The following is a 24,208-nucleotide window of genomic DNA, read 5'->3' on the forward strand; positions in this document are numbered from 1 at the left end:
GAAGCGGCCACCCGAGCTGTCACGTCCGACGGACGCGGCTGGCAACGCCCGTGGTTGCGGCTGAGCCTGCGGGCCCGACTCATGATCATCAGTGCGTCCGGCCTCGCCGCCGGCCTCGCGGTCGGCGGACTGGTGCTGATCGGCGCGTTGGGGTACGCGCTGGAGCGCACCGTGGACACCGAGGCGCTGAAGACCGCCGAGGCGGTGGCCCGGCTGGCCGGCGAGAACGCGCTACCCGACCCGCTTCCCGTCGCCGGCAGCCAGGTACGGGTGCAGGTGATCGACGGCGAGGGCCGAATCCGAGCCGCGTCGATCGACGCCGACCGGCTGGTGCCGATGCTCTATCCCAGCGAACTGCAACGGTTCCGGGACGGCGAACGGGACCGCTTCTACCTGCCGGGGCGGCGGTTCGGGCTGTCCGGCCCGGTCCGGGTCGTCGCCGTGCCGGCGGGGCCGGCCACCGACCCGCAGACGGTGCTGGTGGCCAAGTCGACGGCGGATGTGACACACAGCGTCACGGTCGTCCGGACCATTCTGCTGATCAGCTTCCCGCTGCTCCACCTCGCGCTGGCCGCGGTGGCGTGGCGGGTGATCGGCGCCACCCTGCGCCCGGTAGAGGCGCTGCGGGCCGGCGCGGAGGAGATCACCGGGGGCGCCCGGCCGGGGCGGTTGCCGCTGCCCGCCTCGCACGACGAGATCCACCGGCTGGCGGTGACCCTGAACGGGATGCTGGGCCGGCTGGAGTCGGCCCGGGCCCGGCAGCGGACGTTCGTCGCCGACGCCGCGCACGAACTGCGCAGTCCGCTGGCCAACATGCGGACCCAACTGGAGGTGGCACAGCGGCTCGGTCCGGCGACGGACTGGCCGGCGGTCGCCGACGACCTGCTCGCCGACACCCAGCGGCTGAGCCGGCTGGTCGACGACCTGCTGCTGCTCGCCCGGTTCGACGACGTGAACGCCGGCCCGCCCCGGGCGGCCGGGCCGGTCGAGTTGGGCGAACTGATGACCAGCGTCGCCGAGCGCTACCCGGCGGCGCCGCTGCGGGTGATTCCGCCGAGGTTCCCGCTCTGGGTGGTGGGCGAGCCGGACGCCCTCGCCCGGATCCTGGCCAACCTGGTGGACAACGCGGTACGCCACACCACCAGCGAGGTCCTGCTGGAGGCCGGACCCGGCGGATGGAGCGGGCCGGCGTACCACCTGGTCACGGTGACCGACGACGGGCCGGGCATCCCGGCCGAGGACCGGGACCGGGTCTTCGACCGGTTCACCCGGCTGGACGACGCCCGGGCCCGGGACGCGGGCGGCGCCGGGCTGGGCCTGGCCATCGTCCGGCAACTGGTACGCCGTCAGGGCGGCACGGTGACGCTCTCCGACGCGGCACCCGGCCTCCGGGTCGAGGTGCGGCTGCCCGCCGGGGAGCGCCCCACGGCACCGAGGCAACCCGTGCAGCCGGCGCCGCGGGACGATGGTCAGCGGGCGCTGGAGGACGATGGTCAGCGGGCGCCGGGCGAGCTGCCGGGCCGGCCGGTGCAGACCGGTTCGGCCCGGCCCACGACGGCGACCGAGTAGACCACCGCGACGGAGAAGCAGTAGTTCGTCTGGCGGTCCAGGCCGTAGACGACGTATCCCGTGGAGCCGGCGGGCAGTTCCTGGAAGGCCCGGAGTTCCTGGCCGACACGTCCACCGGCCACCACCACCGGCCCCTCGGCACCGGCCGGGTACGTCCAGGCCAGGGTCACGCTGCCCCGGTCGTCCGCCAGCGTCACGTTGCCGGGCGGCGTGCCGGGGGAGGCGGCCGGCACCGGGGTGCTCGGTGCGGCGCTGGTCGGCGTGTTCGGTGCGCTGGCCGAAGGCGCCGGCCGCTGCTGCTCCGAACCGCCGCCGTCGGTCAGGCCGAAGCCCACCACCACCGCCACCGTGCCGAGCAGCACCAGCACGACCAGGCCGGCAACGATGATCATCGGCAACCGGCCGGACGAGGGCTGAAGTCGATGGATCCGGACCGGTAACCGGGACGACCGCCGTTCGGGCAGGTGCCGGATCCGCCGTACCCCGTCGGCCTCGTCGAGGCCGTCCGAGAATCCACTCGGTGGCTCGGGGGAGGACCCGCCACCCGGGCCCAGCGCGGGTACGGCCGGCGGCGTCGTGGACCCGGCACTGCCGCTCCACCGGCTGCCGCCGGGGTCCACGGTCAGGTCGTCATCGAGGTCGTCGTCCGGATGTCGCCGGGCCACCTCGGGCGGCCACCAGCCGTGCTCCGGATCGAGGTCTTCGTCGTCACCGCCGCCGGGGTCGTACGAACCCGAGCCGGTGCCGGAGCCCGGCATCCCCCGGTCGGTGGTGGTCCGGGGCGGAGGCACCGGGGGACGGGCGGCGGGGCGAGGCGGGCTGGCCCAGCGTGGCGGGGATTCCACCGGCGGTGCGGGCGGCAGCCGAGGCGGCGGCACCTGCGGCACGGACGTGGTCGAGGACTGTGCGGCGGACCAGGGCGGCGCCGGTGCGGTCGGATACCGCAGCGGCGGCAGGTCCTCCAGGGGTGGCAGGTCGGCGTCCGGCGGGTGCTCCGTCCCCAGTGGATACCCGCCCGACGGCTGCGCCGAGCCGGGCTCGTACGCCGCCGCCGAGGGCTCGTACGGCGTTGCCGGGGGGCCGTACGCCGCCGCCGAGGGCTCGTACGGCGACGCCGGGGGGCCGTACGGCGACGGGGCCGGCGAGGTCGGCCGGTCCGGCTCGGTCGCGGAACGGGTCGGCGGCTCGGTCTGCCTGGGTGTGGCGGTCCGGGCGGGCGGCACCTGCGGAACTTCCCGGGTCCCCGGGGCGGCGTCGGCGCAGACGTGGTCGGGATTGGCCGCCGCCCGGGCGAGCGCCCCGATCTGGGCGGCCAGCGGATGGTCGGCCGGCAGGTGCTCGCGGCAGAGTTCACGGGCCAGGGCCAGATGCTCGTGCGCCGAGGTGTGCAGTCCACAGTCGCGCTGCATCGAGCCCAGCCGGGCGAGCATCCGGATGCCGGCGACGTGACCGTCCCCGTAGACCTCACGATGCAGTTCCCAGGCGTCTTCCAGCCGGTTCCGGGCGAGCGTGCACTCGCCCTGGGCGTACTCGACAGTGGCCAGGTCGGCGTGGGCGGCGAGCACCCGCAGCGATTCCGGGCCGTCCGTCGCGGTGAGTTCGATGATGACGTCCCGGTACAGCCGGGCGGCCCGCGCATGGCTGCCGACCCGGTGCAGCACAGCGGCGAGCGTGGCCGCCGTTCCCACGGTCCGCTGGTCGGCCGGGCCGTACAGCCGGGTGGCCGCCGAGTACGCGAACGCCGCCCAGCCCCGCGCCGAGTGTGCGTCGCCGAGGGCGACCAGGACCCGGGCTTGCAGGCCGGCGGCCTCGGCCAACTCGGGTGAGGCGTTGCCCGGGCTCGGGTCGGCGCCGCGCAGCGGTGGGCCCAGCAACTCGCGAGCCCCGGTCAGGTCGCCCGCCGCCACGAGTGCCTGCGCCTGGGAGGTGAGTGCAGCGAAGCCGGAAGCCACGCCCCATCGTGCTCGCCCGGCGACGTTCAGTACAAGAGGGCAGGTGGGGGCAGTTTGGTCATGATGTCGGGCGATCCGGTTCGAGATGGGCGACCAACGCCTCGCTGATCCGCCGCAACTGGTCGATCTGCGCGGGGCTGAGCGGGTCGAACAGGTGCTGCCGTACCCCGTCGACGTGTCCGGGTGCGGCGGCGGAGAGAACCTCGAAGCCGTACTCGGTGAGCACGGCGACCTGTCCGCGACGGTCCGTGGGGCACTCCTCCCGACGCACCCAGCCGGACTCGGCCAGCCGGGCCACCGCGTGGGACAACCGGCTGCGGGAGCCACCGGTGGCGTCGGCGAGATCGGACATCCGCAGCTGCCGGCCGGGAGCCTCGGAGAGCCGGACCAGGATCTCGTAGTACGCATGCGGCATGCCGGCGTCGCGTTGCAGTTCCCGGTCCAGGGTCGCCATCAGGGCTCGGGACGCGGTCAGGAACGCGCGCCAGGTCCGCTGCTCATCGGGATCGAGCCATCGGGTCATGACGACGATCATACGGCAAATAGTTGAACGCTCAACCATCTGTCGCTATCGTGGAGGCATGGCGATTCACCGGCTCAACCACGCAGTACTCTTCGTCCGCGAGCTTGCCCGCAGCGTCGCGTTCTACCGCGACGTCCTCGGCTTCCGCCCGGTCGCGATGACTCCGGACGGGTTCGACGGCGCCGCCTTCCTCCAGGCACCCGGATCCACCAACGACCACGACCTCGGCCTGTTCGAGGTCGGCGCGGCCGCGGGCCCGTCCGGCGCCGGACGGACGACGGTCGGCCTCTACCACCTCGCCTGGGAGGTGGACACCCTCGACGAACTCGACGCGACCGCCGCGCGGCTGTCCGAGGCGGGCGCGCTGGTCGGCACCTCCGACCACGGCAGTACCAAGAGCCTCTACGCCAAGGACCCGGACGGACTGGAGTTCGAGGTGGTCTGGCTGGTCCCCGCCGACCGCCTCGACGAGCAGACCCTGGCGGCACGCAAGCAGATCTCCCGGCTCGACCTGGCCCGGGAGAAGCAGCGGTACGGCGGGCAGACCCGGGGTGGAGTCGGCATCTCCGTCCCGTCCTGAACGAACCGTGATCGGCTCCCGATCGGCTCCTGGACGAACCCCCGATCGGCGGCCGAGGCGGCACCGTGGCGTGACAGAGCGGGACCGGGCGCGGTAGACACGCAGCATGCCCGCTGACCCGATCGGTGCCGTCAAACGCGAACTGCTGGTACGCCAGCTCGACTCCTGGACCCCGGCGGCGCTGCACCGGTCCCGGCGGGCGACCTTCGCGCAGGCGTACGCCGGTCCCGACGACGGAGCGGCCGACGCCGCGCTGCGGGTCTTCACCGAGTTCGCGGACCTGCTTCGGGGGCGTCGGATGACCGTGCTGACGATCGCCGGCGTAACGGACGAACTGGCCGTACGCCACACGGCGGTGCAGCCGGAGCTGCCGGCCGAGGTGACCGCGCACCTGATGCCGGGCGATCTCTCGCGGCTGCCCGTGGCGCTCAAGGCGGCCGGCGCGGCCGGTGCTCCGGTACTCGCCTATCTGGACGCCACGGGAGGTCCGGGGCCCGATCGCGACATCCTCGGCGCGCTGACCGTGGGGCGCCCCGCCGAGCTGCTGTTGGCGCTCGATCCGCCGGCCCCGTCCGGCCCGGACCTCCGGCGAATGCTCACCGAGGCCGGATTTCCACTCGTGACCGAGGTCGAGTTGGTCGCCGACGCGCCGGCCGAACCCGAGAGGATCGTCTTCGCCACCGCGTCCGGCAAGCGGCTCGACGCCTTCAAGGACGCGCTCTGGGCGGTGGACGAGTACGCGGGCGTGCGGTACCGGGATCCCGGCGATCCCGAGGGGCATCTGCTGGACATCTCGCTGACCCCGCATCCCGGGCCACTGCGCCGTGAACTCCTGGCCCGACTGGCGACCGGCGGCCGGGCGTCGGTGACGGACCTGCGCCAGTTCACCGCCGAACGGACGGTCTACCGCGCGGCCGACACCAACCGGGTGCTCGGTGCGTTGTTGGCCGCCGGCCTGGTCAGCCGGGATCCGACGGCGGGTCGACTCTCCGGGGACGTGACCATCACCGCGATCTGACCGGCCCGACCGCGCGGAAACACCCCGGAAACGCGGCGGGGATGCCGACGGCGTCCGTCGGCATCCCGCCCCGCGCAGGTGTACCTACCGGCGTGACTTGTCCTGCTTCCAGGACAGCGGGCCGGGCAGGTCGACCCGGTGCGCCCGGGCCCGGGAGTTCCACGACCAGCGGCCGATCTTGATACTCCAGGAGGAGAAACCGTTCTCGGTGAAGTTGAGAATCAGCGGACCGAACTTCTTGCGCTTACGGAACATTAGACCCACGGCCATGCTCCCTTCGAGACAAAGCTTGCTCTTCCGGCGGGGTGGCCACGAAGTTCCCCGTACGCGTGTTCGGCAAACCTGCCGGGCTCCTCACCGGACAGTCCGCTCCGGACGTCCGCGCCGGCGGTCAGCGGGGCGGGGGAGCGTCGGTCAGCGGGGTTGCCAGGCGTCGGGGCGGGTCGTCAGCTTGCGGACGTGCGCCGGCATCCGACCGCTGACCAGCTCCGCGAGGCTCACCTCGTCGACGACGTCGCGCACCGCCGCGCGGACGGCGACCCAGAGCCGGGGCAGGTTCTCGGCCGCGCCGTCGTACCGGGTCTCCTCGGGACGCAGCCCGCGTACCCCGGCGAGTGGGCCGTCCACGGCCCGCAGGATCATCCCGACGGAGATCTCCCGGGGCGCCGTAGCCAGGGTGTAGCCGCCCTCCGCGCCCCGCTGGGCCCGGACGATCCCGGCCCGCCGGAGATCGGCCAGCACGGCCTCGAGGAACTTGCGGGGCAGGTCCTGCTCCGCGGCCAGCGCCTGGGCGGACATCAGCGACGGGTACGCCGCCGCCAGGCTCAGCCCGGCCCGTACCGCATAGTCACCTCGCGCGGAGATCTGCACGCCCCCATCATGCACGCCCCCGCCCCCCGGCCCGGCACTGGCCAGGGCTGATGGCGACGACTTACCGGCGAGCAGGGACCACTTCCCGACCGTGTGCCAACCGTGCGGCGTCGTTCACCCAGTCGAGCAGGGACTCTGCTCAGCCGAGCAGGGGAGTCCGATCGGCGTTGGGCAGACCGGCCCGGCCGGTCAGCCCGGCCCGGAAGGCGCCCGGACTGTGCCCGACCTCCCGCTGGAAGAACCGGCCGAAGTTCGTCGGCTCGGGAAAGCCGAGTCGACGCCCGACCTCGGCGACCGGGAGGTCGGTCGCCGCGAGCAGCCGCCGGGCCTCCAGCGCCACCCGGTCGTCGATGACCTGCTTGGCGCTGCGCCCGGTGGCGGCCAGGCAGGCCCGGGTGAGGGTACGCACCGAGCACTCCAGCCGGCCGGCGTAGTCCTCGACCCGTCGGGTCTGCCCGTACGAGCGCTCGACCTCGTTCCGCAGCCGCCAGAAGTTGCCGACGTCCTCCCGTACGGTGGGGCGGCCCGGTACGGATTCGAGAGCTGCCGGGGCGTCGGGCGCCGGGCTGGCCGGCAGCAGTGCCAGGCGGAGCAGGAGGACGGCGAGCTGGTGCCGCAGCAGATCGGCGGCGAGGCTGTCGCCACGGTGCCGCTGACAGTCGACCACCAACTGGCTGACCTCGTTGATCACCGCATCCTCGTCCTCACCGGCGAGTTGCCAGTAGCCGGCGTCGTACGGCGGTGCGACGGGTGTGACCCCGAGCCCGCCCATGGCCTCCGGGGCCCAGCAGACCATGATCGCGTCGAGTCCGGCCTGCCCGCCGTGCTGGAGGACCTGACCGGGCTGGACCCAGATCAGCGAGCCGGGCCGGCACGGGTAGGTCCGGAAGTCGACCTCCTGCGCCCCGTGTCCGACCGTGACCAGAATGAGCAGATGCCGGTCGAGCAGCAGCGGACGCTGCGACATGGGATCGACCGAGAAGTCGCGCAAGGTGAGGGTGCGAATACCGGCCCATTCGGGCGGGGGCGGCGACTCACCCGGGTCGCTGGGAAACTGACCGAATCGGACCATCCCCTGCGACGTTAGCCGTCGACGACTTCCGGCGCACCCCTCCGCGCCGCCGATCCCGGGCTCAGCCGGTCGGGGCGGGGCCGTCCTCGACGCCGTACACCCGGAGTTCCCGGGCCCGGCGTGCGTCGAAGACGGTGCCGGCGGTCCGCAGCGTCTCCGGGCCGACGCGGCGGGCGAGGTCGCGGAGCAGTTCGGACTCCGTGCGCATCTGCTCGGTGACCGCGACGGTGAACTCCCGGAGCGCGATGTCGAACTGGGAACTCGTCGGATCGGTCGCCCGCAGGATCCGCAGTCGGTCCTCGGCGGAACCGGCCCGGGGCAGCCGGGGTGGCGAGGCGTCAGCCACACCGTCGGCGTGGTCCGGGGCGGTCAGCATCGGGTAGACCTGCTCCCCGGCCCGCAGGTGGGCGGTCAACCGGGCGGCGAGTTCCTCGACCAACGCGACCCGATCGCTGGTCGGCACGGCGAGCCGGTCCAGCAGGGCCGTCAGCACCCGGTGGTCCCGGTGCATCAGCGTGACCGCGTCGGACATCGTCGTCACCCCTGTCGCGAAGTCGCCCCGCCGCTCCGTGTCGCGGACCGGCCGGGCCGGGGCTACCCGGCGGAACGGGTCGTCAAACCCTGTTATACATCGACGTCCGGCGTTGACCGCAGCCGTCGAAGATCGGTAGCCTGACGTCGGTCCGGGCTGGCCACGACGCGCGGGTACGCAGGCAGACCACGCATGACCCCACCCCGTCATGCCCGTCCGATCCGCCTCGGACGCGCGGAGGAATCCCAGGAGATTCGCTCATGCGCCGCAGACCCGTCCTGCCGCTGTTCGTCAGCGCATCACTCTTCGTCAGTGCGTCGCTCGTCGGCACCGGAGGAGCACTCGTCCTCGCGCCCGCGCCGGCCCTCGCCGAGCCCGGGCCGACCCTCGAGGTCGACCTCGCCGCCGACCGGCACCCGATCAGCCCGCACATCTACGGCATGAACTTCACCGACGAGGCGCTGGCCGAGGAGTTGGCCCTGCCGGTACGGCGCTGGGGCGGCAACGCCACCACGCGCTACCACTACCGGTACGACACCACCAACCGCGCCTCGGACTGGTTCTTCGAGAACATCGCCGAGGCCAACGACAACCCCGAGGCGCTGCCGGACGGCTCGTCCACGGACCGCTTCGTCGAGCAGGACCGTCGTACCGGCACCGACACGGTGCTCACCGTTCCGCTGATCGGCTGGGCGCCGAAGGCCCGGGACGGCTCGTGCGGCTTCTCGGTGGCCAAGTACGGCCCGCAGCAGAGCACCGACGAGTGGCGCCCCGACTGCGGCAACGGGGTCCGGCCGGACGGTACCCGGGTGACCGGCAACGACCCGCTGGACACCAGCGTGCCGGTCGGCCCGGAGTACGTCCGGGAGTGGCTCGGCCACCTCACCGCCAAGTACGGCACGGCTGCCGAGGGCGGGGTCAAGTTCTACAACCTGGACAACGAGCCCGACATCTGGCACTCCACCCATCGGGACGTGCATCCGACCGGGGCCAGTTCGGCGGAGCTGCGCGACCAGGCGTACGCGATCGGTGCGGCGATCAAGGAAGCCGACCCGACGGCGGCGACGCTCGGCCCGGTCGGCTGGGGCTGGACCTCGTGGGACCACTCCGGACTGGACCAGGAGGTCTGCGGGCGTACCGGGTGCTGGGCGAACCCGCCCGACCGGCCGGCCCGGGACGGGCTGCCGTTCACCACCTGGTACCTGCAACAGATGAAGAAGTACGACGACGAGCACGGGCAGCGGGTGCTGGACTACTTCGACATGCACTTCTACCCGCAGGCGTCCGGGGTGGCGTTCGGCAACGGCAACGACCCGGCCACCAACACGCTGCGGCTGCGCTCGACCCGGGCGCTGTGGGATCCGTCGTACACCGACGAGAGCTGGATCAACACCCAGGTGCGGCTGGTGCCCCGGATGAAGGAGCTGGTGGCCGCGAACTACCCCGGCACGAAGACGGCGATCACCGAATACAACTGGGGGGCGCTGGACCACGTCAACGGCGCGCTGACCCAGGCCGACGTGCTCGGGATCTTCGGTCGGGAGGGGTTGGACCTGGCGACGCTCTGGGCACCGCCGGGGGCGACCCAGCCGGGCGCGTACGCCTTCCGGATGTACCGCAACTACGACGGCGCGGGCGGCCGGTTCGGTGATGTCGGCGTCCGGGCGACCAGCGCGGACCAGGAGAAGCTTTCGGTGTACGCGGCCGAGCGCACCGACGACGGCGCGCTCACCGTCATGGTGGTGAACAAGAGCGGCGCCGAGCAGACCAGCGAGCTGTCGCTGCGCGGTCGGACGGCGTCGACCGCCAAGGTGTACCGGTACGGCGCCGCCGACCTCACCTCGATCGTCCGCGCACCCGACCAGCAGATCGTGGTGCCGTCGCCGGGGGCCGGCGCGCCGAGTGGCCACCTGACCCACATCTACCCGGCCGACTCGGTGACCCTGTTCGTGGTGGACCGGCCGACCCCACCGGCGTCGTCGTTGACGGTCGGGTACCGGAACCTGGACCGGTCGCCGACGGACGCCGAGATCAGGCCGGCGATCCGGTTGGAGAACTCCGGCGCGGTGCCGGTCGACCTGTCCCGGGTCACCGTCCGCTACTGGTTCACCCGGGACTCCGGCCGGAGCCCGATGCAGGCGTGGTGCGACCGGGCCAGCCTCGGCTGTGCCAAGGTCACCCGGCGGGTGGTGGCGCTGCCGACACCCCGGCCGGGTGCGGACGGCTATCTGGAGGTCGGGTTCACCCCGGGAGCCGGGGTGGTGCCGACAGCCGGGCAGGTCGGTCCGCTCGAACTACGGCTCCGCAAGGCGGACCGGTCCCGGTTCTCCGAGTCGGACGATCACAGCTGGCGGGCCGCGGGGCCGAACTTCGAACCCAGTACCCGGGTCACCGTCTACCTGGACGGGCTACGGATCGCCGGGGTCGAGCCGTAGCATCGCCGGGACCGAGCCGTAGCATCGCCGGGGCCGAGTCGGCGGATCGCCGGGTCGAGCCCAGCATCGCTGGTCCGCCCGCCGGGCTTGTTCCGGTGGGCGGCCACGATTACGTTACCGAGCGGTAAGTAAAGTGAATCGGGTCGGCATCGTCGTCGGGATGACGGCGGCCCAACGTCGAAGAGGTGTGCATGCCAGGTCTGTTCTCGGTCGAGGACAAGGCGGTGCTGGTCACCGGCGGCACCCGGGGGATCGGTCTGATGATCGCCCAGGGCTTCGTCGAGGCCGGAGCAAAGGTGATCATTTCGTCCCGCAAGGCGGACGTCTGCGCCGCGGCCGCCGAACGGCTCTCCGCGTACGGCAGTTGCGTCGCGATCCCGGCGGACATCTCGACGACGGCCGGGGCGAGCCGGCTCGCCGAGGCGGTACTGGCGCAGGTGCCGGCGCTGGACGTACTGGTCAACAATGCCGGCGCGACGTGGGGGGCGCCGCTGGAGGCGTACCCGGAGAGCGCCTTCGACAAGCTGTGGGCGATCAACGTCAAGGCGGTCTTCCAGTTGACCACCGCGCTGCTGCCCGCGCTCCGGGCCTCGGCGAGCGCCGACGACCCGGCCAGGGTGATCAACATCGGCTCGATCGACGGCATCCGGGTGCCGTGGATGGAGGTGTACGCGTATTCGGCCACCAAGGCCGCCGTGCACATGTTGACCCGTAGCCTGGCCCACCAGCTCGCTCCCGAGCACATCACGGTGAACGCGATCGCCCCGGGACCGTTCGAGAGCAAGATGATGGCGTTCGCGCTCGACGATCCGGCCACCCGCGCCACGATCGAGCACCAGGTGCCGCTCGGCCGGATCGGTCGGCCCGACGATATGGCCGGGGCCGCGATCTACCTCGCCTCGCGAGCCGGCGCATACCTCACGGGAGCCGTCATCCCGGTCGACGGTGGCATTACGACGCACGGCTGACGGGTAAGGAAGGGCCCCCGCTTATCGCTTTTTGCATATAAAGGGGCCCTTCTTAACAGCAAACCGGCGCCGCGCGGACTCGGCAGGTCCGCGCGGCGTGGTGATCTCTCCCGGGACGGTCGCTCGACGAGCGGCCGACGGGTTGTCGGTCTAGCGACCGGCGAGGAGCCGGTTGACGGCCGTGTCGACGTCGAGGTGGTCGCCTTCCCGGCCTCGGGGCACCACCACGTACGTCCGGCGCAGGAACCTGACCAGAACGCTGCGTGGCACCTCGAACAGTGCGTTGCCGTCCGGTGACGAGAGCGCGAGCGCGACGAAGTCGCCGCGGGGCGTGGCCCACGGCCAGACCCGGACGTCGCCGATCCCGGCCGGCTCGTCGAGGCCGGTGACGAGCAGTTCCCGCGCGAAGGACCAGCTGACCGCTTCGCCTCCGGCGGATTCCGCATGGAACAGGACATGGACCGCATACGGGTCGGCTGGGTCGTAGCGCAGACTGGCGCGCACGGGCAGAGCCGTGGCGTCAGGTGCAACGAGCCTTAACGACGTCTCGACCTCGACCGTGGTCGGTCGGATGACACTCATGGACGTTCTCCCCCCGGCACCGCTGCGGGACGTACGTGTCCCGCTTTTCCCATCCTCAGGTGCTACTCATGGTTACGCTCCGCCATACGCTGATATCACCCAGTAGTGGGAAGAGGTTTCCTAGCTACCGATCGAAATCGAATCTTTATGTAGGATGTCCAGTTCCGCCCAGGTACTCGAGTCCACCCGACGCCAGGTGGTTCAGCCTTCGACTCACTCCGGTAACGTCCAGTCGTCCTGTTGAGTGACGGGCCGGGCCACACTGGGGGTTGAAATGGCTACGAAACCATCCTCAATGGAGAAAGCGGCTCCAACGGGGGCGTCGAGGGTGAACGGGGCCGGCCCGGAGGTCCGCTCCGGTGCCACGGGGGCGGTCGACGAGCGGAGGTACGACGTGCCGGAGGACGAGCGCGTCAGGCGGGAAGCACTGCCGACACCCGCCACCAGGTCAGACGTGGACGAGGGGAGCGCCGTCCGCACCGATCCAGACGCACCGGGAACCCGGCGGCAACGCTTCCGTACGACCCTGGAGATCATCCGAGCCAACCCCACCGGCCGGATCGCGTTGAAGGTCTTCGTGGCGGTCGCGGGTGCGATCGTCGTCACCATCGGCCTGGCGCTCATTCCGTTGCCGGGGCCGGGCTGGTTGATCGTCATCGGCGGCCTGGGTATCTGGGCGGTGGAGTTCCACTGGGCCAAACGGCTGCTCAACTTCACCCGTAGGCACGTACAGAGCTGGGCTCGTTGGGTACGCGACCAGTCACTGTTGGTGCGGATTGTTCTCGGCTCGGTCGGTCTGGTGTTCGTCGCCGTCGTGGTCTGGCTGTCGGTGCGGGCCAGCCTGGGGATCGATCTCATCGCCCAGGCGATGCACTACCTCGCGACGCACTGACCCCGGAGATGCGCGACGACGCGCCGATCAGGTACAGTCGTCCGCGCTGAGGGCGATTAGCTCAGCGGGAGAGCGCTTCGTTCACACCGAAGAGGTCACTGGTTCGATCCCAGTATCGCCCACCACTGTTCAAGCAGGTCAGAGGCCAGATCCCCGGTACGGGGGCTGGCCTCTTCCGCTTCTCCCACCCTGGTTGGGGAGAAATCTGGGAGACGATCTCGTGGGCATTGATCCGTTCGATCTACCGCTGGGAAGGCACCGTCGAGGACGAGCCCGAAGCACGCGTGGCGCTTCACACCAGGGTCAGTCTCGTGCCGCAGATCGTTGCGCAGGCTGACGCGGAGCACCCGTACGATGTCCCGTGCGTCATCGCACTTCCCGTCGTCGCAGGGAACCCGGCTTACATGCAGTGGGTCCTAGACTCCACTGCCGAACCCGACGGGGACCCGGGATGACACACCGCAGCCGCCTCTGTCACTTCGTGATCGACTGTGACGACCTCGACCGGGCCGTGCAGTTTTGGTCCGCCGCCCTCAGCGCCACCGAGGATCAGATCGGCGAGGGCAGCCGACACGTCTACCGGCGGCTTAGGCTGCCGGACTCCGAAGTTCGCGTGCTGCTACAACGCACCGTCGATAGCAAGGCCGCCAAAGAGCGGATGCATCTCGATCTCGAAACCGACGACGTTGGGGCTGAGGTTCGGCGCCTCGAAGCTCTCGGCGCCACACGATGGGATCACCAGCAGGAGCGTGGATACGACTTCTGGGTGATGCGTGATCCGTGGGGCAACGAGTTCTGCGTCCTACAGACCACCTTTCCGGACTTGCTGGCTCGCAGACCTACGTGGTGAGAACTTTCCATACGTCTTCAAGGCGGCCGCAAGCGGCCGCTGCCGCCGGGGGCGCGGCGCCTTGCCGCTTCGCTCCCGGCGCCGGGCCCCCAGCGGCTCCCGTGCGCAGGCACGACAAAGCCCGGCGCCAACCCACAGGCACCGGCACCGGGCAGTCCGCGCGTGAACTTTCATGTCCGTCATGCAAGCTCGCCTGCGAGCCGGGCGGTGCCGTCACCAAGAGCCGGCGCCGCTGGCGTCACCGCAGAGACCTCACCCCTGCCGCAGCGGAAGCCTCTCCATCACCCAGGGAAGCGCGGCAAGTTGCTCGATCACTACGTCTGCGCCGACGAGCACGTCCGGGTGATGTGTACTAGCAAGGCCGACCACAACCGCGCCAGCGGCTTTGCCCGCCGCCACACCAGCGGGCGCGTCCTCGACCACCACGCACGACATCACGTCCACATCAAGCCGCTGCGCGGCGAGCAGATACCCTTCCGGATCCGGCTTGCCGCGACTCACGTCCTCCGCAGCCACCAGCACGGCAGGCACCGGCAAGCCGGCAGCTCGCAGCCGTGCCGTCATCAACGCCCGCGACCCCGAAGTCACGGCAGCCCAACGCTGCCCGCTCAACCGACCCAGCACATCCACCGCACCCGGGATCGGCTTCACAAGACCCGCACAATCCAGTTCCAATTCAGCGATCTGCCGCACCACCGTCGCCACAGACCCCTCGGGAAAGAACTCAGGAACGACATCCTCGTCACGCCGGCCGTGACACACCCGCAGGATCGCGTCAGCATCGACCCCATGACGACGCGCCACCTCCCGCCATACCGTCGTCACTACCTCGGTGGAGTCGACCAACGTGCCGTCGATATCGAAGAGAACGGGCCAATCCATACCTGAGTCACCAAACCCCGTTAGTCGCGTCGCCACCCACACGAAACCCGGGCCGACCAGGACCCGCATCTGTCGGGGGCACAGTCCGATCAGCTCGGTCACTGCCGATGCTACGTCCCACCCCACCGCCGAGCGCCGCAGCAAGCCCTCACGCCGGCCCCGCTGATCCAGGACGCGCAAGCGGGTAGCCACCAGGGCTACGCCTCCGGCGGGGTAGGGCCTCCGGCCCTACGACCCGGAACCGGCCTCCGGCGGCCAGGGCTACCCGCCCTTGGACCCGGGCGGCTCCGGGATGCCCGGTCGACCCACGGGCACCCGCCGCACACCACAGGCAGCTGGGCGAAGCCTGCGCGACGGGAAACCGGCACCGACAGGAGCCAAGTACAGGCCCGTCGGTCTGGGAGAGAACGGGGAGACGATCTTGTGAAGGAGTGCTTCCCGCGCCTCGCTAGACCGACGAACGCCAACACCGTGACCAGCGCGAACAGCCAGACGCCCATGTCACACATGGAACTTGACCTTGTTCACACCGAAGAGGTCACTGGTTCGATCCCAGTATCGCCCACGCAGTTCGAAGGCCACTTCCCAGCGATGGGGGGTGGCCTTTCTGCTGCCCGTACAGCACCAAGTACAGCAGTAGTCAGCCGTCGAGAGACCAACCCAAGCCGCTTGAGCGCTTCGCGGGTGGCCCTGGACGACGCCTGTGTGTAGATCTCCATGATGATCGAGAACTGGGCGTGCCGGAGGACCCGCATCGCCACCCGGGGCTGCACGCCGAGGTCCGCCAGCAGCGACGCACGCGTCCAGCGCACGTCGTGCACAGTGATCGGTCGCACCCGTGCCTTGTCACAGGGAGGTCGCCGGGAGCGCTCGAAGCCGCGCCGCCGGTCGAGTCGCTTGTGGCTCAATCCCGGGCGATGGACCGACCTACGAACCTCTCGTCGGTGGCGTAGGTCGGCGTCGCCGGGTGCGATTCAAATGATCTCGGACGGCCGGTACGTGAGAAAGCTGCTGATCGTCTGCGTAGACCTCAATGAGGATCTGGACTGGGCAGACTCCGATCACGATCCCGTGTCCGACCCCCTCGACACACCATGACGACCCCTTGAACCGATCATGACGGCGCGTATGCCCCTGGATGACAAGCGCTAACTCCGCGAGACGTGAAGCTGTGGCAGACGGACATCGTCGGCGAAGGTCTGGCGCTACTGTGGCTGGCCCTGCGAAGTACAGCTACGTGGCGCGACCGGCCTTGAGCGCGGCCGCGGTGTCGACGGCGCGGCGGGCCTGATGACGGGCCGCCTGCAGGGCCACCTCGCTGGCCGGGCCGTCGCCAACCACGTGGGAGGTGCCGTAGGGGTTGCCGGACTGGAACTGGATGGGATCGGTGTAGCCGGGGGGCACGATGATGCCGCCCCAGTGGTAGAACGTGTTTCCCAGCGCGAGGAGGGTGGACTCCTGTCCGCCGTGGGCGGTGTTGGAGGCGGTGAAGGCCGAGTACACCTTGTCGGCGAGCTTGCCCTGGTACCACAGGGCACCGGTGGTGTCGATGAACGCCCGGAGTTGGCTGGCCGGGTTGCCGAAGCGGGTGGGGGTGCCGAACAGCACCACGTCGGCCCAGGCCAGGTCGTCGTGGCTGGCCTCGGCGACGTCGGCGGTGTCCCGGAGGTGCCGGGTCCACTCCGGCCTGGCGTTGATCGCCTCCGGTGGGGCCGTTTCGGCGACCTTGCGCAGTCGGACCTGTGCGCCGGCCTTTTCCGCACCGTCGGCGGCGGCCCGCGCCAAGGCGTGCACGGTACCGGTGGCGCTGTAGTAGATAATCGCGACGTTCACGGGTTGCACGATCGTTTCCTTCCCTCGCGTTCGGGTTCACGGGTCCGACGACGCAGCCCTGCGGAGTGTGAGGTGACGTGCCGACCCTCACAGATCGGCGTGCTGAGCCGATCGAATGGCGTGTCCGGTCGGACTCGTTTCCCCGGTGTACCGTCCCGAGTGGCGGCCCGGGAACGGTGTGGGCGGCCTCGCGGTGTGGGCGGCCTCGCGGTGTGGGCGGCCTCGCGGTGCGGGCGCCTCTATGATCCCGGTCGTGTTCGTATTCGGTCGGCCGGAGAATCCGGGAGACCCGCGCAGGAGTCGGCGGAGACTGTGGCTGATCGCCCTGGTGGTTGCCGCGGCGGCGGGCGCCGGACTGTACGGATATCTACGGAGCACCGAGCCGACCGGCTACACCTGCGCGGTGGTCTTCTCCTCGGGGGACGAGGCCGCACGGCAGCGAGCCCTGGAGCTCTGCCACCGTAAGCAGCGCGACCTGGCGCGGCGGGCTCCGATATCTTCGCGCGGCCCCATCGGTTACGAGGGCACTGCGGCGATCATGCACGATGCCGTCTCCCGCAGTTCCGGGTGCCCGACGCTCGCCGATCCGAGCTGTCACGGGTCTCGGCCGACCCGGGCGGCCACCGCCGCCGACGTGGCGGCAGCCGAGCGTGCCCTGGCTCAGGCAGGGCTTGCCGACAGCGTGGTCCGGGTGGCCCGACCCGATGATCCGGCTCCCGACGGCGCCCTGGTGTACGCGCTGCGGATGGGCGACGGCTGCGTGGTCGGCTACCTCGACGTCGGGCGCGGCGACGGCGACCACCTGGTCGGTGGCCTGCTGCCCAACGGGCAGTGCCTGGCCTCGTAGGACGGGTCGGCCGTCGAGTGCCCCCGTCGAGGTGGGGAAGGCTGTCACGGGTGGGGTCATGGTGGACATCTCTTCTCCGAGGACGACGGAAGAAGGGGCCACGATGACGATCTTGGACAATGACCGGATAGACGACCTGGTGCGCAGTGCGGCACCACCCGCACCGTCAGATCCGGACAGCGAACTCGGAAACGTCTTGCAGCATCTGGCCGTCGAGGTGGTCAGGACGCAGCCGGCGCGGTCGCGCCGGGGAACCGTGTCCCGCCTCCTGCGGCGCTGGCGTCGGCTGTGGCCGGTGCCGGTGGCCGCCGGCGCGGTGCTACTGACCGCGGCCGCCGGCTTCGCGGTCTGGCACGACTCCGCGTCGCCGGACTTCGGGCGGGCACTCGACGACTACAGCGCCGAGCTTCCGCTGCCCCCGGGGACGGACCGGGCGGCCTACGTGGCCCAGGTGCGCGATCAGGGCCTGGAGCGGCCCGCCCAGGTCTCCGATCTCGGGGTACGGAGCATGGTCAGCGGCTACGGAGTGTGCGCCTGGCTGGCGGCCTGGGATGCGCGGCATGACGCGGGTGACGACGCCGCCGAGGCCGAGGCGGTCGAGGCGCTGCGCAGGGCGATCGCGGCACCGGCGATACGTGCCACGGACGGCGGCGGGGTCGTCGCCAATCTCGGGCAGGTCGTCGATGCCGCCGCACGCGGTGACGAGGCACGCGTCGCCGTCGAGCTCCACGGCAACTGCGCCGGGCTGCCGCTGGGCGGCATCCGATGACCGCACCGGTGCACCAGTCGGCCGAAACCCGGTTCACCGGATTGATGAACGATCACGGCCGGGCCGTACTCGGGTATCTTGCCCGGCGTACGGACCCGCCGCACGCCGGCGCGGACCTGATGGCCGACGTCTTCGTCGTCGTCTGGCGACGCCTCGACGAGGTGCCCACCGACCCTCCCCAGGCGCGGGCGTGGCTGATCGGGATCGCTCGCGGTGTCCTGGCCAACCACCGTCGCGGCACCGCTCGCCGCAATCGCCTCGCCGACCGGCTGCGCCAGCACCTGCGGACCCAACCGGCCGTCGCTCCCGACGACTCCACCTCGGCCGTACGCGTGGCTCTGGATCGGCTCGGTGCGCAGGACAGGGAGCTACTGACCCTCGTCGCCTGGGAGGACCTCACCCCCGGCCAGGCCGCCGCCGCCCTGGGACTGTCTCCCGCAACGACCCGCAAACGACTCGAACGTGCTCGCGCCCGGCTCAGAGCCGCGCTCGACTCGGAGGAATCGGCCCGGTCGAGCACCGCCAGCGCGTGACGATCCTGCGTCGAGGTCGGTCGGCCCGGGTCAGACCGCCGCCACCACCCCGGTGACGGCGGTCAGCGCGTCGACGGCGTCACCCACCGCGGATGGCTTGGCGTAGAGCCGGTCGGCGATGACCACCACGTCCAGGCTGGACGAGGTGAACGTGTGGAACGCCTCGGCGCCGGCCCGCGCGGTCGGTCTGCCCTTGATGTTGAGCGAGGTGTTCATCAGGACCGGTACGCCGCACAGCCGCTCGAACTCGTCGAGGATCCGCCAGAACCGGGGGTTCTCCGCCTCGTACACGGTCTGCACCCGGGCGGTGCCGTCGTCGTGCACGACGGCGGGGATGGCCGGCCGAGCGTGTGGGCGTACCGCGACGGCGACCGTCATGTGTCGGAGGTTGGTGCCGGCGGGTACGACGAAGAAGCGGTCCGCGCACTCGGCCTTCACCGCCGGAGCCAGTGGCCGGAACTCCTCCCGGAACTTGACCGCGGCGTTCACCCGGTCCCGTGCTTCCCGGTCCCGCGGGTCGGCCAGGATGCTGCGGTTGCCCAGCGCCCGGGGACCGAACTCCAGTCGGCCCTGTGCCCAGCCGATGATGTACCCCCGGGTGAGCAGCCGTGCCACCACCCGCTCGGCGACCCCCGGCGCGACCTCGACGGACCAGTACGGATGTCCGGCCGGCGGGCCGTCCTCGGTCACGTCGGGACCCAGGTAGGTCATCACCGGATAGCGCGCCGCCTTCGCCACGGCGGTGGAACCGGCCACGGCGAGGGCGGCGCCCACGGCGGTGCCCTCGTCCCCGGCGCACGGCTGTACGTAGATCGCGTCGACCAACCCGGAGTACGCGAGCTTGCCGATCGCGGCGCAGTTGAGCGCCACCCCGCCGGCCAGCGCGACCCGGCGTAGCCCGGTCTGTCGGACCCAGTGCCCGATGAGGTGGGCCATGGCCTGCTCCAGCCGCTCCTGCGCGGCGGTGGCCAGGTCGATGTGCGCCTGGGTCAGTGACTCGCCCGGCCCGCGCTCGGGGCCGACACGGTCCCGGAGCCAGGCGCGGGAGCCGGCGAAGGTCTCCCGGCTGCGGGGGTCGCGGTTGTGTCGCAGGACCGGTACGTCGAGCCGTCCGTCCGGGCCGAGCGTGACGGCCTCGGCCATGGCCGCCCGGTAGCGTTGCGGATCGCCGAGCGCCGCCAGCGCCATGACCTTGTACTCGTCGCTGTTCGGCCAGTACCCGGTGAACATCGTGACCAGGGCGTAGAACAGCCCGAGACTGCTGCGGTAGTCCAGCGCGGCCAGCCGGTCCAGGGTGCCGTCCCGCCAGGCGTAGACGCTGACCGCGTGCAGCTCTCCCATCCCGTCCAGGACCACCACGAGCGCCTCGTCGAAGCCGGAGGGGATCGCGGCGGTCAGTGCGTGCGCGTGGTGGTGCGCCACCGGCACCAGTTCCGCTCCGGACAGCGCCGGCACGAACCGGTGCAGCAGGTCGCCCTGCCGCTCGGGCGCGAGTACCTCGGTGTAGCGGCGGCGCGCGTACGGCTCGCCCTGGGCGAAGACCCGGACCCGCGAGTGGTCGAAGTTGTGCGCGACCGTGTCGACCCGGGAGACGTCCAGGTCGGCCAGGCGCAGGCAGGACCAGATGGCGTCGATCGGGAACGCGTGGTCGAACTTGACGCCGGAGTACCGCTCCTGCTGCACCGCCGCCACCAGTTCGCCGTCGACCACCAGCGCCGCCGCCGAGTCCAGCCCCTGGAACAGCCGCGCCTCGCGTTCGTCGAGCCCGGGGAAGCAGGACGCCTTCAGCTCGGCGGAGCCGTGCAGTCCGCTGTAGCCGAGCACCACTGTGGGACGGTTCGCAGCCCTCATCGGTTTGTCTCCTTCAGTCGTCGGTCCGGGCGCGCCAGCGGAAGGTGCGTACGGCGACCAGGAAGGCGAGTACGCACCAGGCGGCGAGGACCAGCGCGACCCGGTCGAGTTCCCAGCTACCGGCCGGCTCCTGGGCCCGGTACGCGTCGGGCAGGAACACCGACCGCATGCCCTGGGCGATCCACTTGAGCGGGAAGATGGCCGCCACCGTCTGCATCCAGTTCGGCAGGGTGGCGAAGACGAAGTACACGCCGGAGATGAACTGGAGCACGATCGCGATCGGGGACATGATGGCCGGGGCGGTCCGGCCGTTGCGGACGAGCCCGCTCGCGGCGATGCCCAGCATGGTGCACGAGGCGATGCCCAGCACGATGACCCAGAGGTAGGTGATCCACCGCCCGACGGTGTCCGGCAGTTGCAGGCCGAAGAAGGCCGAGCCGATGCCGAGCAGCAGCACGTTCTGGGCCAGCGCCACGAACGCGACCATCACCATCTTGCCGAGGAAGTACGCGGACCTGGGCATCGGCGTACCGGCCAACCGTTTCAACGTGCCGATGTCCCGTTCGATCGGGATCGCGATGGCGACGTTCTGGAAGCTGACGCCGAACAGCCCGGCGCCGATCATGCCGGCCACGAAGTACTGGGCGAGGTCGACGTCGCCCGGCAGCCGCTGACCGTGGAAGATCGATCCGAGGATGATCAGCAGCAGGACCGGGAAGATGAAGGTGAAGACGACCGAGATCCATTCCCGGATGAACACCAGGAACTCCACCCGGGCCCGGGCCCGGGTGACCGCCAGGAGGGCGGGCGCCCGCCCGAGCATCGCGGCGGCGCTCACGCCGGCGCTCCGATCATCCGCAGGTAGACCTCTTCGAGGGTGGGCCGCTCGACGGCCAGGCCCGGCACGTCCTCGCCGAACCGGGCGGCCAGATCGGTGACCAGCGCGGCGGGCGTACACGTCTGCACGCTGCGTGGTCCGTCGGGGCCGAGCCAGCGGACCGTGGCGGCCGCGGAGGCCCGGCCACCGAGGGTCTGCGGCGGACCGACCTCCACGATCTGGCCGTCGACGATCACGGCGACCCGGTCGGCGAGGTGCTCGGCCTCCTCCAGGTAGTGGGTGGTGAGCAGAATCGTGGTACCGGCCCGCGCGAGGTCGGCGATCAGGTCCCAGAACCGGCGTCGTGCCTCGGGGTCGAACCCGGTCGTCGGCTCGTCCAGGAACAGCAGCTCCGGCCGGCCGATGATGCCGAGCGCGACGTCGAGCCGGCGGCGCTGCCCCCCGGACAGGTGTGCCGCGCGGGCGTTGCGCCGGTCCGCCAGGCCGACCAGTTCGATCACCTCGTCCGGGTCCCGGGAGTTCGGAAAGCACGCCGCCATCGCGCGTGCCCAGTCGCGGACCGTCAGCGCACCGGCCTGGGTCAGGTCGTCGGAGCGCTGCAACACGATGCCGATCCGGGCCTTCCAGTCCGCCCGGCCGAGCGCGGGGTCGACGCCGAGCACGCGTACCTCGCCCGAGTCCCGGCGCCGGTGCCCTTCGAGGATCTCCACGGTGGTGGTCTTGCCGGCACCGTTCGGTCCGAGCAGGGAGAACACCTCACCACGCGGGATCACCAGGTCGATCCCGGCCACCGCGGGCCGCCCCCGGTACGACTTGCGCAGGTCGGACACGACGATCGCGGGATTGCCGGCCGGGCCGCCACTCATCGGCCGTCGCCAGCGGTCAGTACGGGTTGGCGTGCCCACGCCTGCGGGTCGGCCGGGTCGGCGGGCGGGTCGGCGCAGATCACGTACCGGTGCGGCGTCATGGCGGTGCGGCGGCCCGGCATCGCGGCCACGCAGGCCGCGTGGGCCTGTCGCGGTGTCCGGACCGAGCCGCCGACCAGGTACGCCACCAGCCGGAACCCGTCGTCCTCCGGCACCGCGAACACCCGCTTCACCGCCGCGTCGAGTGTCTCGTCGAGCAGTCGCTGGGCCTGCGCCAGCTCGACCCAACTGGAGTCGACCAGCCGCCATCCGTCGCCCCGGTCCATCGGCTCGATGCCGGTCAACTCGCCGATCCGGGACAGCGCGAAGTCCCCTTCGGCCCCGGCCACCAGCACCTGCTCGATCCCGCGTAGCAGGGACTCGATCTCCGCCGGAGGTATCCGGTTCCGGTCGTGGCCGATGGCACCGAGCACCAGCTCGCCCCGTTTCTGCATCAGCCGGAACGCCAGCAGCGGTGAGATGGGTGGCCAGTCCTGCCACCACACCCGGCTCTCGCCCAGTGCTCGCCGGACCTCGGCCGGGTCGGCCGAGGGTCCAGGGTTCCCGGCGCCCTCGGCGGGGTCGGTCGAGGGCGCCGGGTTCCCGGCGGCCGGCCCCGCAGGGCCGGACGTCTCCGCGTTGTCGTTGAACGTGCTGGCGTCGTTGAAGGTGGTGTCCCGGCCGTACCAGCTACCGCGCTCGTAGTGGATCCGATCGATGATCCGGACCCGCTTGGCGTCGTCGACCATCGCCTGCCGGCCGGCCCGCAGTACCGCGGTGCCCACCCGCCGCACCTGCTCGTCGTAGGTCTCGGCGTCGGCGTCGATCGGCACCAGGCTGTCGGCGGCCAGCGGGCCGATGTATCCCCGGAGCCGACGCTCGGTCCGGTTGCTGGCCAGGGTCGGCAACGGGAAGCGCGGCAGACCGGTGCGTCGGGCCAGCACCGCGCAGATCGCGGCGAGCACGGCCATCGACTCACTGGCGCCGATCCGGGCCGTGATGTGCGGCAGGGCCAGGGCACCCGCGCGGGACCACAGCCAGCCGGAGGTGGCACCGGCGGCGGGCTGCTCCGATCGCGGTGTCGCCCAGGTGCACTGCGGCAGCCGTCGTAGGTGGCGTCCCCAGTACTCGACGGCGGTGTCGAGCCGGCGCTGCCCGGCCGGCGACCGCTCGTACGCGGCCTGGTCGAGGGGCTGGTGCAGGGGTGGGCCGACGGTCCGGCGGGCGGGGTCGGCGGCGAGTTCGGTGAACTGCCGTCCGAGCAGTTCCGCGCTCATGAGGTCGACGACGACGTGCGAGTACACCACGGCGCCGGTGGTGAGAACGCCGTCGCGGACGGCCACCGCGGCCCGCAGCGGTAGCTCCTCGGCCAGGTCGAACTCCCCGTCCCGCAGCCGGTGGAACAGCTCCTCGATCAGCGCGGCCGCGGTGGCGTCGTCGTGTTCGTACACGTCCAGCGGCAGCTCGCAGGTTTGCAGAACCCGCTGCACGAGCTGCTCGCCCTCGCCGGTGAAGAGGGTACGCAGGCCCTCGTGCCGGGCGACGAGGACGCCGAGCGCCGCCACGACGTCGTCGACGGTGGCGCCGCCGGGCAGTTCCAGCGGCGCGGCCGCCCAGCGTCCGTACGGCTTCTCCTCGCGGATCCACTTGAGCATGGCGAGATGCCCGAGGGTCAGTGGTCCCTCGCCGCCCCGGACGCCGGTGACCTTCACGTACCGCCTGTCCACCCGGCGCATCTCGACGGTCGACGTTCGCTGCCCGACGACAGGTGGCGGGAAAAGGTCAATAGGTCGTATTCCCATTGCTGTCTCCTCAGGGAACCGGGAGTCGCCGCGTCGATCGGACCTGGGGTACGTCGACTGGCCAGGCGGCTGTCGGAGACGCTAGGCGAATTCGCAGGCCCCCGC

The 24,208-nt window shown here is 71.3% G+C and carries 24 protein-coding genes, 1 tRNA gene and 1 pseudogene; 12 read left to right on the plus strand and 14 right to left on the minus strand.

Going from position 1 to position 24,208, the window contains the following annotated elements; all coding sequences use genetic code 11:
* Positions 1 to 81 precede the first annotated feature (81 nt).
* Entirely contained in the window at positions 82 to 1,569 is a 1,488-nt protein-coding gene (locus ACFP2T_RS28460; protein ID WP_377426885.1) for an ATP-binding protein, read from the plus strand.
* Here ACFP2T_RS28460 and ACFP2T_RS28465 read toward each other — a convergent pair.
* Positions 1,494 to 3,521, minus strand: coding sequence for a tetratricopeptide repeat protein (locus ACFP2T_RS28465; RefSeq protein WP_377426888.1), 2,028 nt, complete (start codon positions 3,519 to 3,521; stop codon positions 1,494 to 1,496). The genes ACFP2T_RS28460 and ACFP2T_RS28465 overlap by 76 nt on opposite strands.
* 58 nt (positions 3,522 to 3,579) lie before the next feature.
* Positions 3,580 to 4,056, minus strand: coding sequence for a MarR family winged helix-turn-helix transcriptional regulator (locus tag ACFP2T_RS28470; protein ID WP_377426890.1), 477 nt, complete (start codon positions 4,054 to 4,056; stop codon positions 3,580 to 3,582).
* Between the two features lie 46 nt (positions 4,057 to 4,102).
* On the opposite strand from ACFP2T_RS28470, the gene ACFP2T_RS28475 reads away from it, so the two are divergent.
* Both ACFP2T_RS28475 and ACFP2T_RS28480 read left to right on the plus strand, forming a co-directional pair.
* The gene (locus ACFP2T_RS28475) at positions 4,103 to 4,624 is read left to right on the plus strand and encodes a VOC family protein (protein WP_377426893.1); all 522 of its coding nucleotides are present in this window, start codon (positions 4,103 to 4,105) and stop codon (positions 4,622 to 4,624) included.
* A gap of 106 nt (positions 4,625 to 4,730) precedes the next feature.
* Entirely contained in the window at positions 4,731 to 5,642 is a 912-nt protein-coding gene (locus tag ACFP2T_RS28480) for a hypothetical protein (protein ID WP_377426895.1), read from the plus strand.
* An 84-nt stretch (positions 5,643 to 5,726) separates the two neighbouring features.
* Here the strand turns inward: ACFP2T_RS28480 and ACFP2T_RS28485 are convergent, their stop codons facing one another.
* From ACFP2T_RS28485 to ACFP2T_RS28500, 4 genes are all read right to left on the minus strand, one after another.
* Positions 5,727 to 5,906: a DUF4236 domain-containing protein gene (locus ACFP2T_RS28485; protein WP_377426898.1), complete on the minus strand. Its 180-nt coding sequence runs from the start codon at positions 5,904 to 5,906 to the stop codon at positions 5,727 to 5,729.
* A 150-nt stretch (positions 5,907 to 6,056) separates the two neighbouring features.
* On the minus strand, positions 6,057 to 6,512 hold the full coding sequence (locus ACFP2T_RS28490; protein WP_377426901.1) for an RrF2 family transcriptional regulator: 456 nt from the start codon (positions 6,510 to 6,512) through the stop codon (positions 6,057 to 6,059).
* A gap of 139 nt (positions 6,513 to 6,651) precedes the next feature.
* On the minus strand, positions 6,652 to 7,479 hold the full coding sequence (locus tag ACFP2T_RS28495; protein ID WP_377427017.1) for a helix-turn-helix transcriptional regulator: 828 nt from the start codon (positions 7,477 to 7,479) through the stop codon (positions 6,652 to 6,654).
* A gap of 166 nt (positions 7,480 to 7,645) precedes the next feature.
* Positions 7,646 to 8,116: a hypothetical protein gene (locus ACFP2T_RS28500; protein WP_377426904.1), complete on the minus strand. Its 471-nt coding sequence runs from the start codon at positions 8,114 to 8,116 to the stop codon at positions 7,646 to 7,648.
* A gap of 260 nt (positions 8,117 to 8,376) precedes the next feature.
* On the opposite strand from ACFP2T_RS28500, the gene ACFP2T_RS28505 reads away from it, so the two are divergent.
* Complete coding sequence (locus ACFP2T_RS28505; protein ID WP_377426907.1) at positions 8,377 to 10,551, plus strand: glycoside hydrolase family 44 protein; 2,175 nt, start codon at positions 8,377 to 8,379, stop codon at positions 10,549 to 10,551.
* Positions 10,552 to 10,742: 191 nt separating this feature from the next.
* On the plus strand, positions 10,743 to 11,519 hold the full coding sequence (locus ACFP2T_RS28510; RefSeq protein WP_377426910.1) for an SDR family oxidoreductase: 777 nt from the start codon (positions 10,743 to 10,745) through the stop codon (positions 11,517 to 11,519).
* A gap of 150 nt (positions 11,520 to 11,669) precedes the next feature.
* Here the strand turns inward: ACFP2T_RS28510 and ACFP2T_RS28515 are convergent, their stop codons facing one another.
* The gene (locus ACFP2T_RS28515; protein ID WP_101365276.1) at positions 11,670 to 12,101 is read right to left on the minus strand and encodes an SsgA family sporulation/cell division regulator; all 432 of its coding nucleotides are present in this window, start codon (positions 12,099 to 12,101) and stop codon (positions 11,670 to 11,672) included.
* 295 nt (positions 12,102 to 12,396) lie between these two features.
* On the opposite strand from ACFP2T_RS28515, the gene ACFP2T_RS28520 reads away from it, so the two are divergent.
* From ACFP2T_RS28520 to ACFP2T_RS28535, 4 genes are all read left to right on the plus strand, one after another.
* A complete protein-coding gene (locus ACFP2T_RS28520; protein ID WP_377426914.1) occupies positions 12,397 to 12,993 on the plus strand; it encodes a TIGR02611 family protein in 597 nt (198 codons plus the stop codon).
* Positions 12,994 to 13,043: 50 nt separating this feature from the next.
* Positions 13,044 to 13,118, plus strand: a tRNA-Val gene (locus ACFP2T_RS28525).
* 102 nt (positions 13,119 to 13,220) lie between these two features.
* Complete coding sequence (gene cutA / locus ACFP2T_RS28530) at positions 13,221 to 13,448, plus strand: divalent-cation tolerance protein CutA (RefSeq protein WP_377426916.1); 228 nt, start codon at positions 13,221 to 13,223, stop codon at positions 13,446 to 13,448.
* Positions 13,445 to 13,843, plus strand: a complete 399-nt coding sequence (locus ACFP2T_RS28535; protein ID WP_377426919.1) for a VOC family protein — start codon at positions 13,445 to 13,447, stop codon at positions 13,841 to 13,843. Before cutA ends, ACFP2T_RS28535 begins: the two co-directional genes overlap by 4 nt.
* A gap of 252 nt (positions 13,844 to 14,095) precedes the next feature.
* Here the strand turns inward: ACFP2T_RS28535 and ACFP2T_RS28540 are convergent, their stop codons facing one another.
* The 3 genes and pseudogenes from ACFP2T_RS28540 to wrbA form a co-directional block, all read right to left on the minus strand.
* Complete coding sequence (locus ACFP2T_RS28540) at positions 14,096 to 14,725, minus strand: HAD-IA family hydrolase (RefSeq protein WP_377427019.1); 630 nt, start codon at positions 14,723 to 14,725, stop codon at positions 14,096 to 14,098.
* 659 nt (positions 14,726 to 15,384) lie between these two features.
* Positions 15,385 to 15,606 (minus strand): annotated as a pseudogene (locus ACFP2T_RS28545) (site-specific integrase); the annotation flags it as partial.
* Positions 15,607 to 15,958: 352 nt separating this feature from the next.
* Complete coding sequence (gene wrbA / locus ACFP2T_RS28550) at positions 15,959 to 16,570, minus strand: NAD(P)H:quinone oxidoreductase (RefSeq protein ID WP_377427022.1); 612 nt, start codon at positions 16,568 to 16,570, stop codon at positions 15,959 to 15,961.
* A gap of 241 nt (positions 16,571 to 16,811) precedes the next feature.
* Between wrbA and ACFP2T_RS28555 the strand changes: the two genes are divergently transcribed.
* The 3 genes from ACFP2T_RS28555 to ACFP2T_RS28565 all read left to right on the plus strand — a co-directional run bounded on the left by ACFP2T_RS28555 (position 16,812) and on the right by ACFP2T_RS28565 (position 18,707).
* The gene (locus ACFP2T_RS28555; RefSeq protein WP_377426922.1) at positions 16,812 to 17,405 is read left to right on the plus strand and encodes a hypothetical protein; all 594 of its coding nucleotides are present in this window, start codon (positions 16,812 to 16,814) and stop codon (positions 17,403 to 17,405) included.
* 103 nt (positions 17,406 to 17,508) lie between these two features.
* Complete coding sequence (locus ACFP2T_RS28560; RefSeq protein ID WP_377426925.1) at positions 17,509 to 18,174, plus strand: hypothetical protein; 666 nt, start codon at positions 17,509 to 17,511, stop codon at positions 18,172 to 18,174.
* A complete protein-coding gene (locus ACFP2T_RS28565) occupies positions 18,171 to 18,707 on the plus strand; it encodes an RNA polymerase sigma factor (RefSeq protein ID WP_377426928.1) in 537 nt (178 codons plus the stop codon). Before ACFP2T_RS28560 ends, ACFP2T_RS28565 begins: the two co-directional genes overlap by 4 nt.
* Before the next feature lie 30 nt (positions 18,708 to 18,737).
* Here ACFP2T_RS28565 and ACFP2T_RS28570 read toward each other — a convergent pair whose 3' ends face one another.
* The 4 genes from ACFP2T_RS28570 to ACFP2T_RS28585 are packed head-to-tail and all read right to left on the minus strand — an operon-like array spanning position 18,738 to position 24,103.
* The gene (locus ACFP2T_RS28570; RefSeq protein ID WP_377426930.1) at positions 18,738 to 20,558 is read right to left on the minus strand and encodes a carbamoyltransferase family protein; all 1,821 of its coding nucleotides are present in this window, start codon (positions 20,556 to 20,558) and stop codon (positions 18,738 to 18,740) included.
* 13 nt (positions 20,559 to 20,571) lie between these two features.
* Positions 20,572 to 21,381, minus strand: coding sequence for an ABC transporter permease (locus ACFP2T_RS28575; RefSeq protein WP_377427024.1), 810 nt, complete (start codon positions 21,379 to 21,381; stop codon positions 20,572 to 20,574).
* An 11-nt stretch (positions 21,382 to 21,392) separates the two neighbouring features.
* Entirely contained in the window at positions 21,393 to 22,262 is an 870-nt protein-coding gene (locus ACFP2T_RS28580; protein WP_377426932.1) for an ABC transporter ATP-binding protein, read from the minus strand.
* The gene (locus tag ACFP2T_RS28585; protein WP_377426935.1) at positions 22,259 to 24,103 is read right to left on the minus strand and encodes a condensation domain-containing protein; all 1,845 of its coding nucleotides are present in this window, start codon (positions 24,101 to 24,103) and stop codon (positions 22,259 to 22,261) included. Before ACFP2T_RS28585 ends, ACFP2T_RS28580 begins: the two co-directional genes overlap by 4 nt.
* Positions 24,104 to 24,208 lie beyond the last annotated feature (105 nt).

Origin of the sequence: Plantactinospora solaniradicis (assembly GCF_042658085.1) — a bacterium.
GTDB classification, from domain to species: Bacteria; Actinomycetota; Actinomycetes; order Mycobacteriales; family Micromonosporaceae; genus Plantactinospora; species Plantactinospora solaniradicis.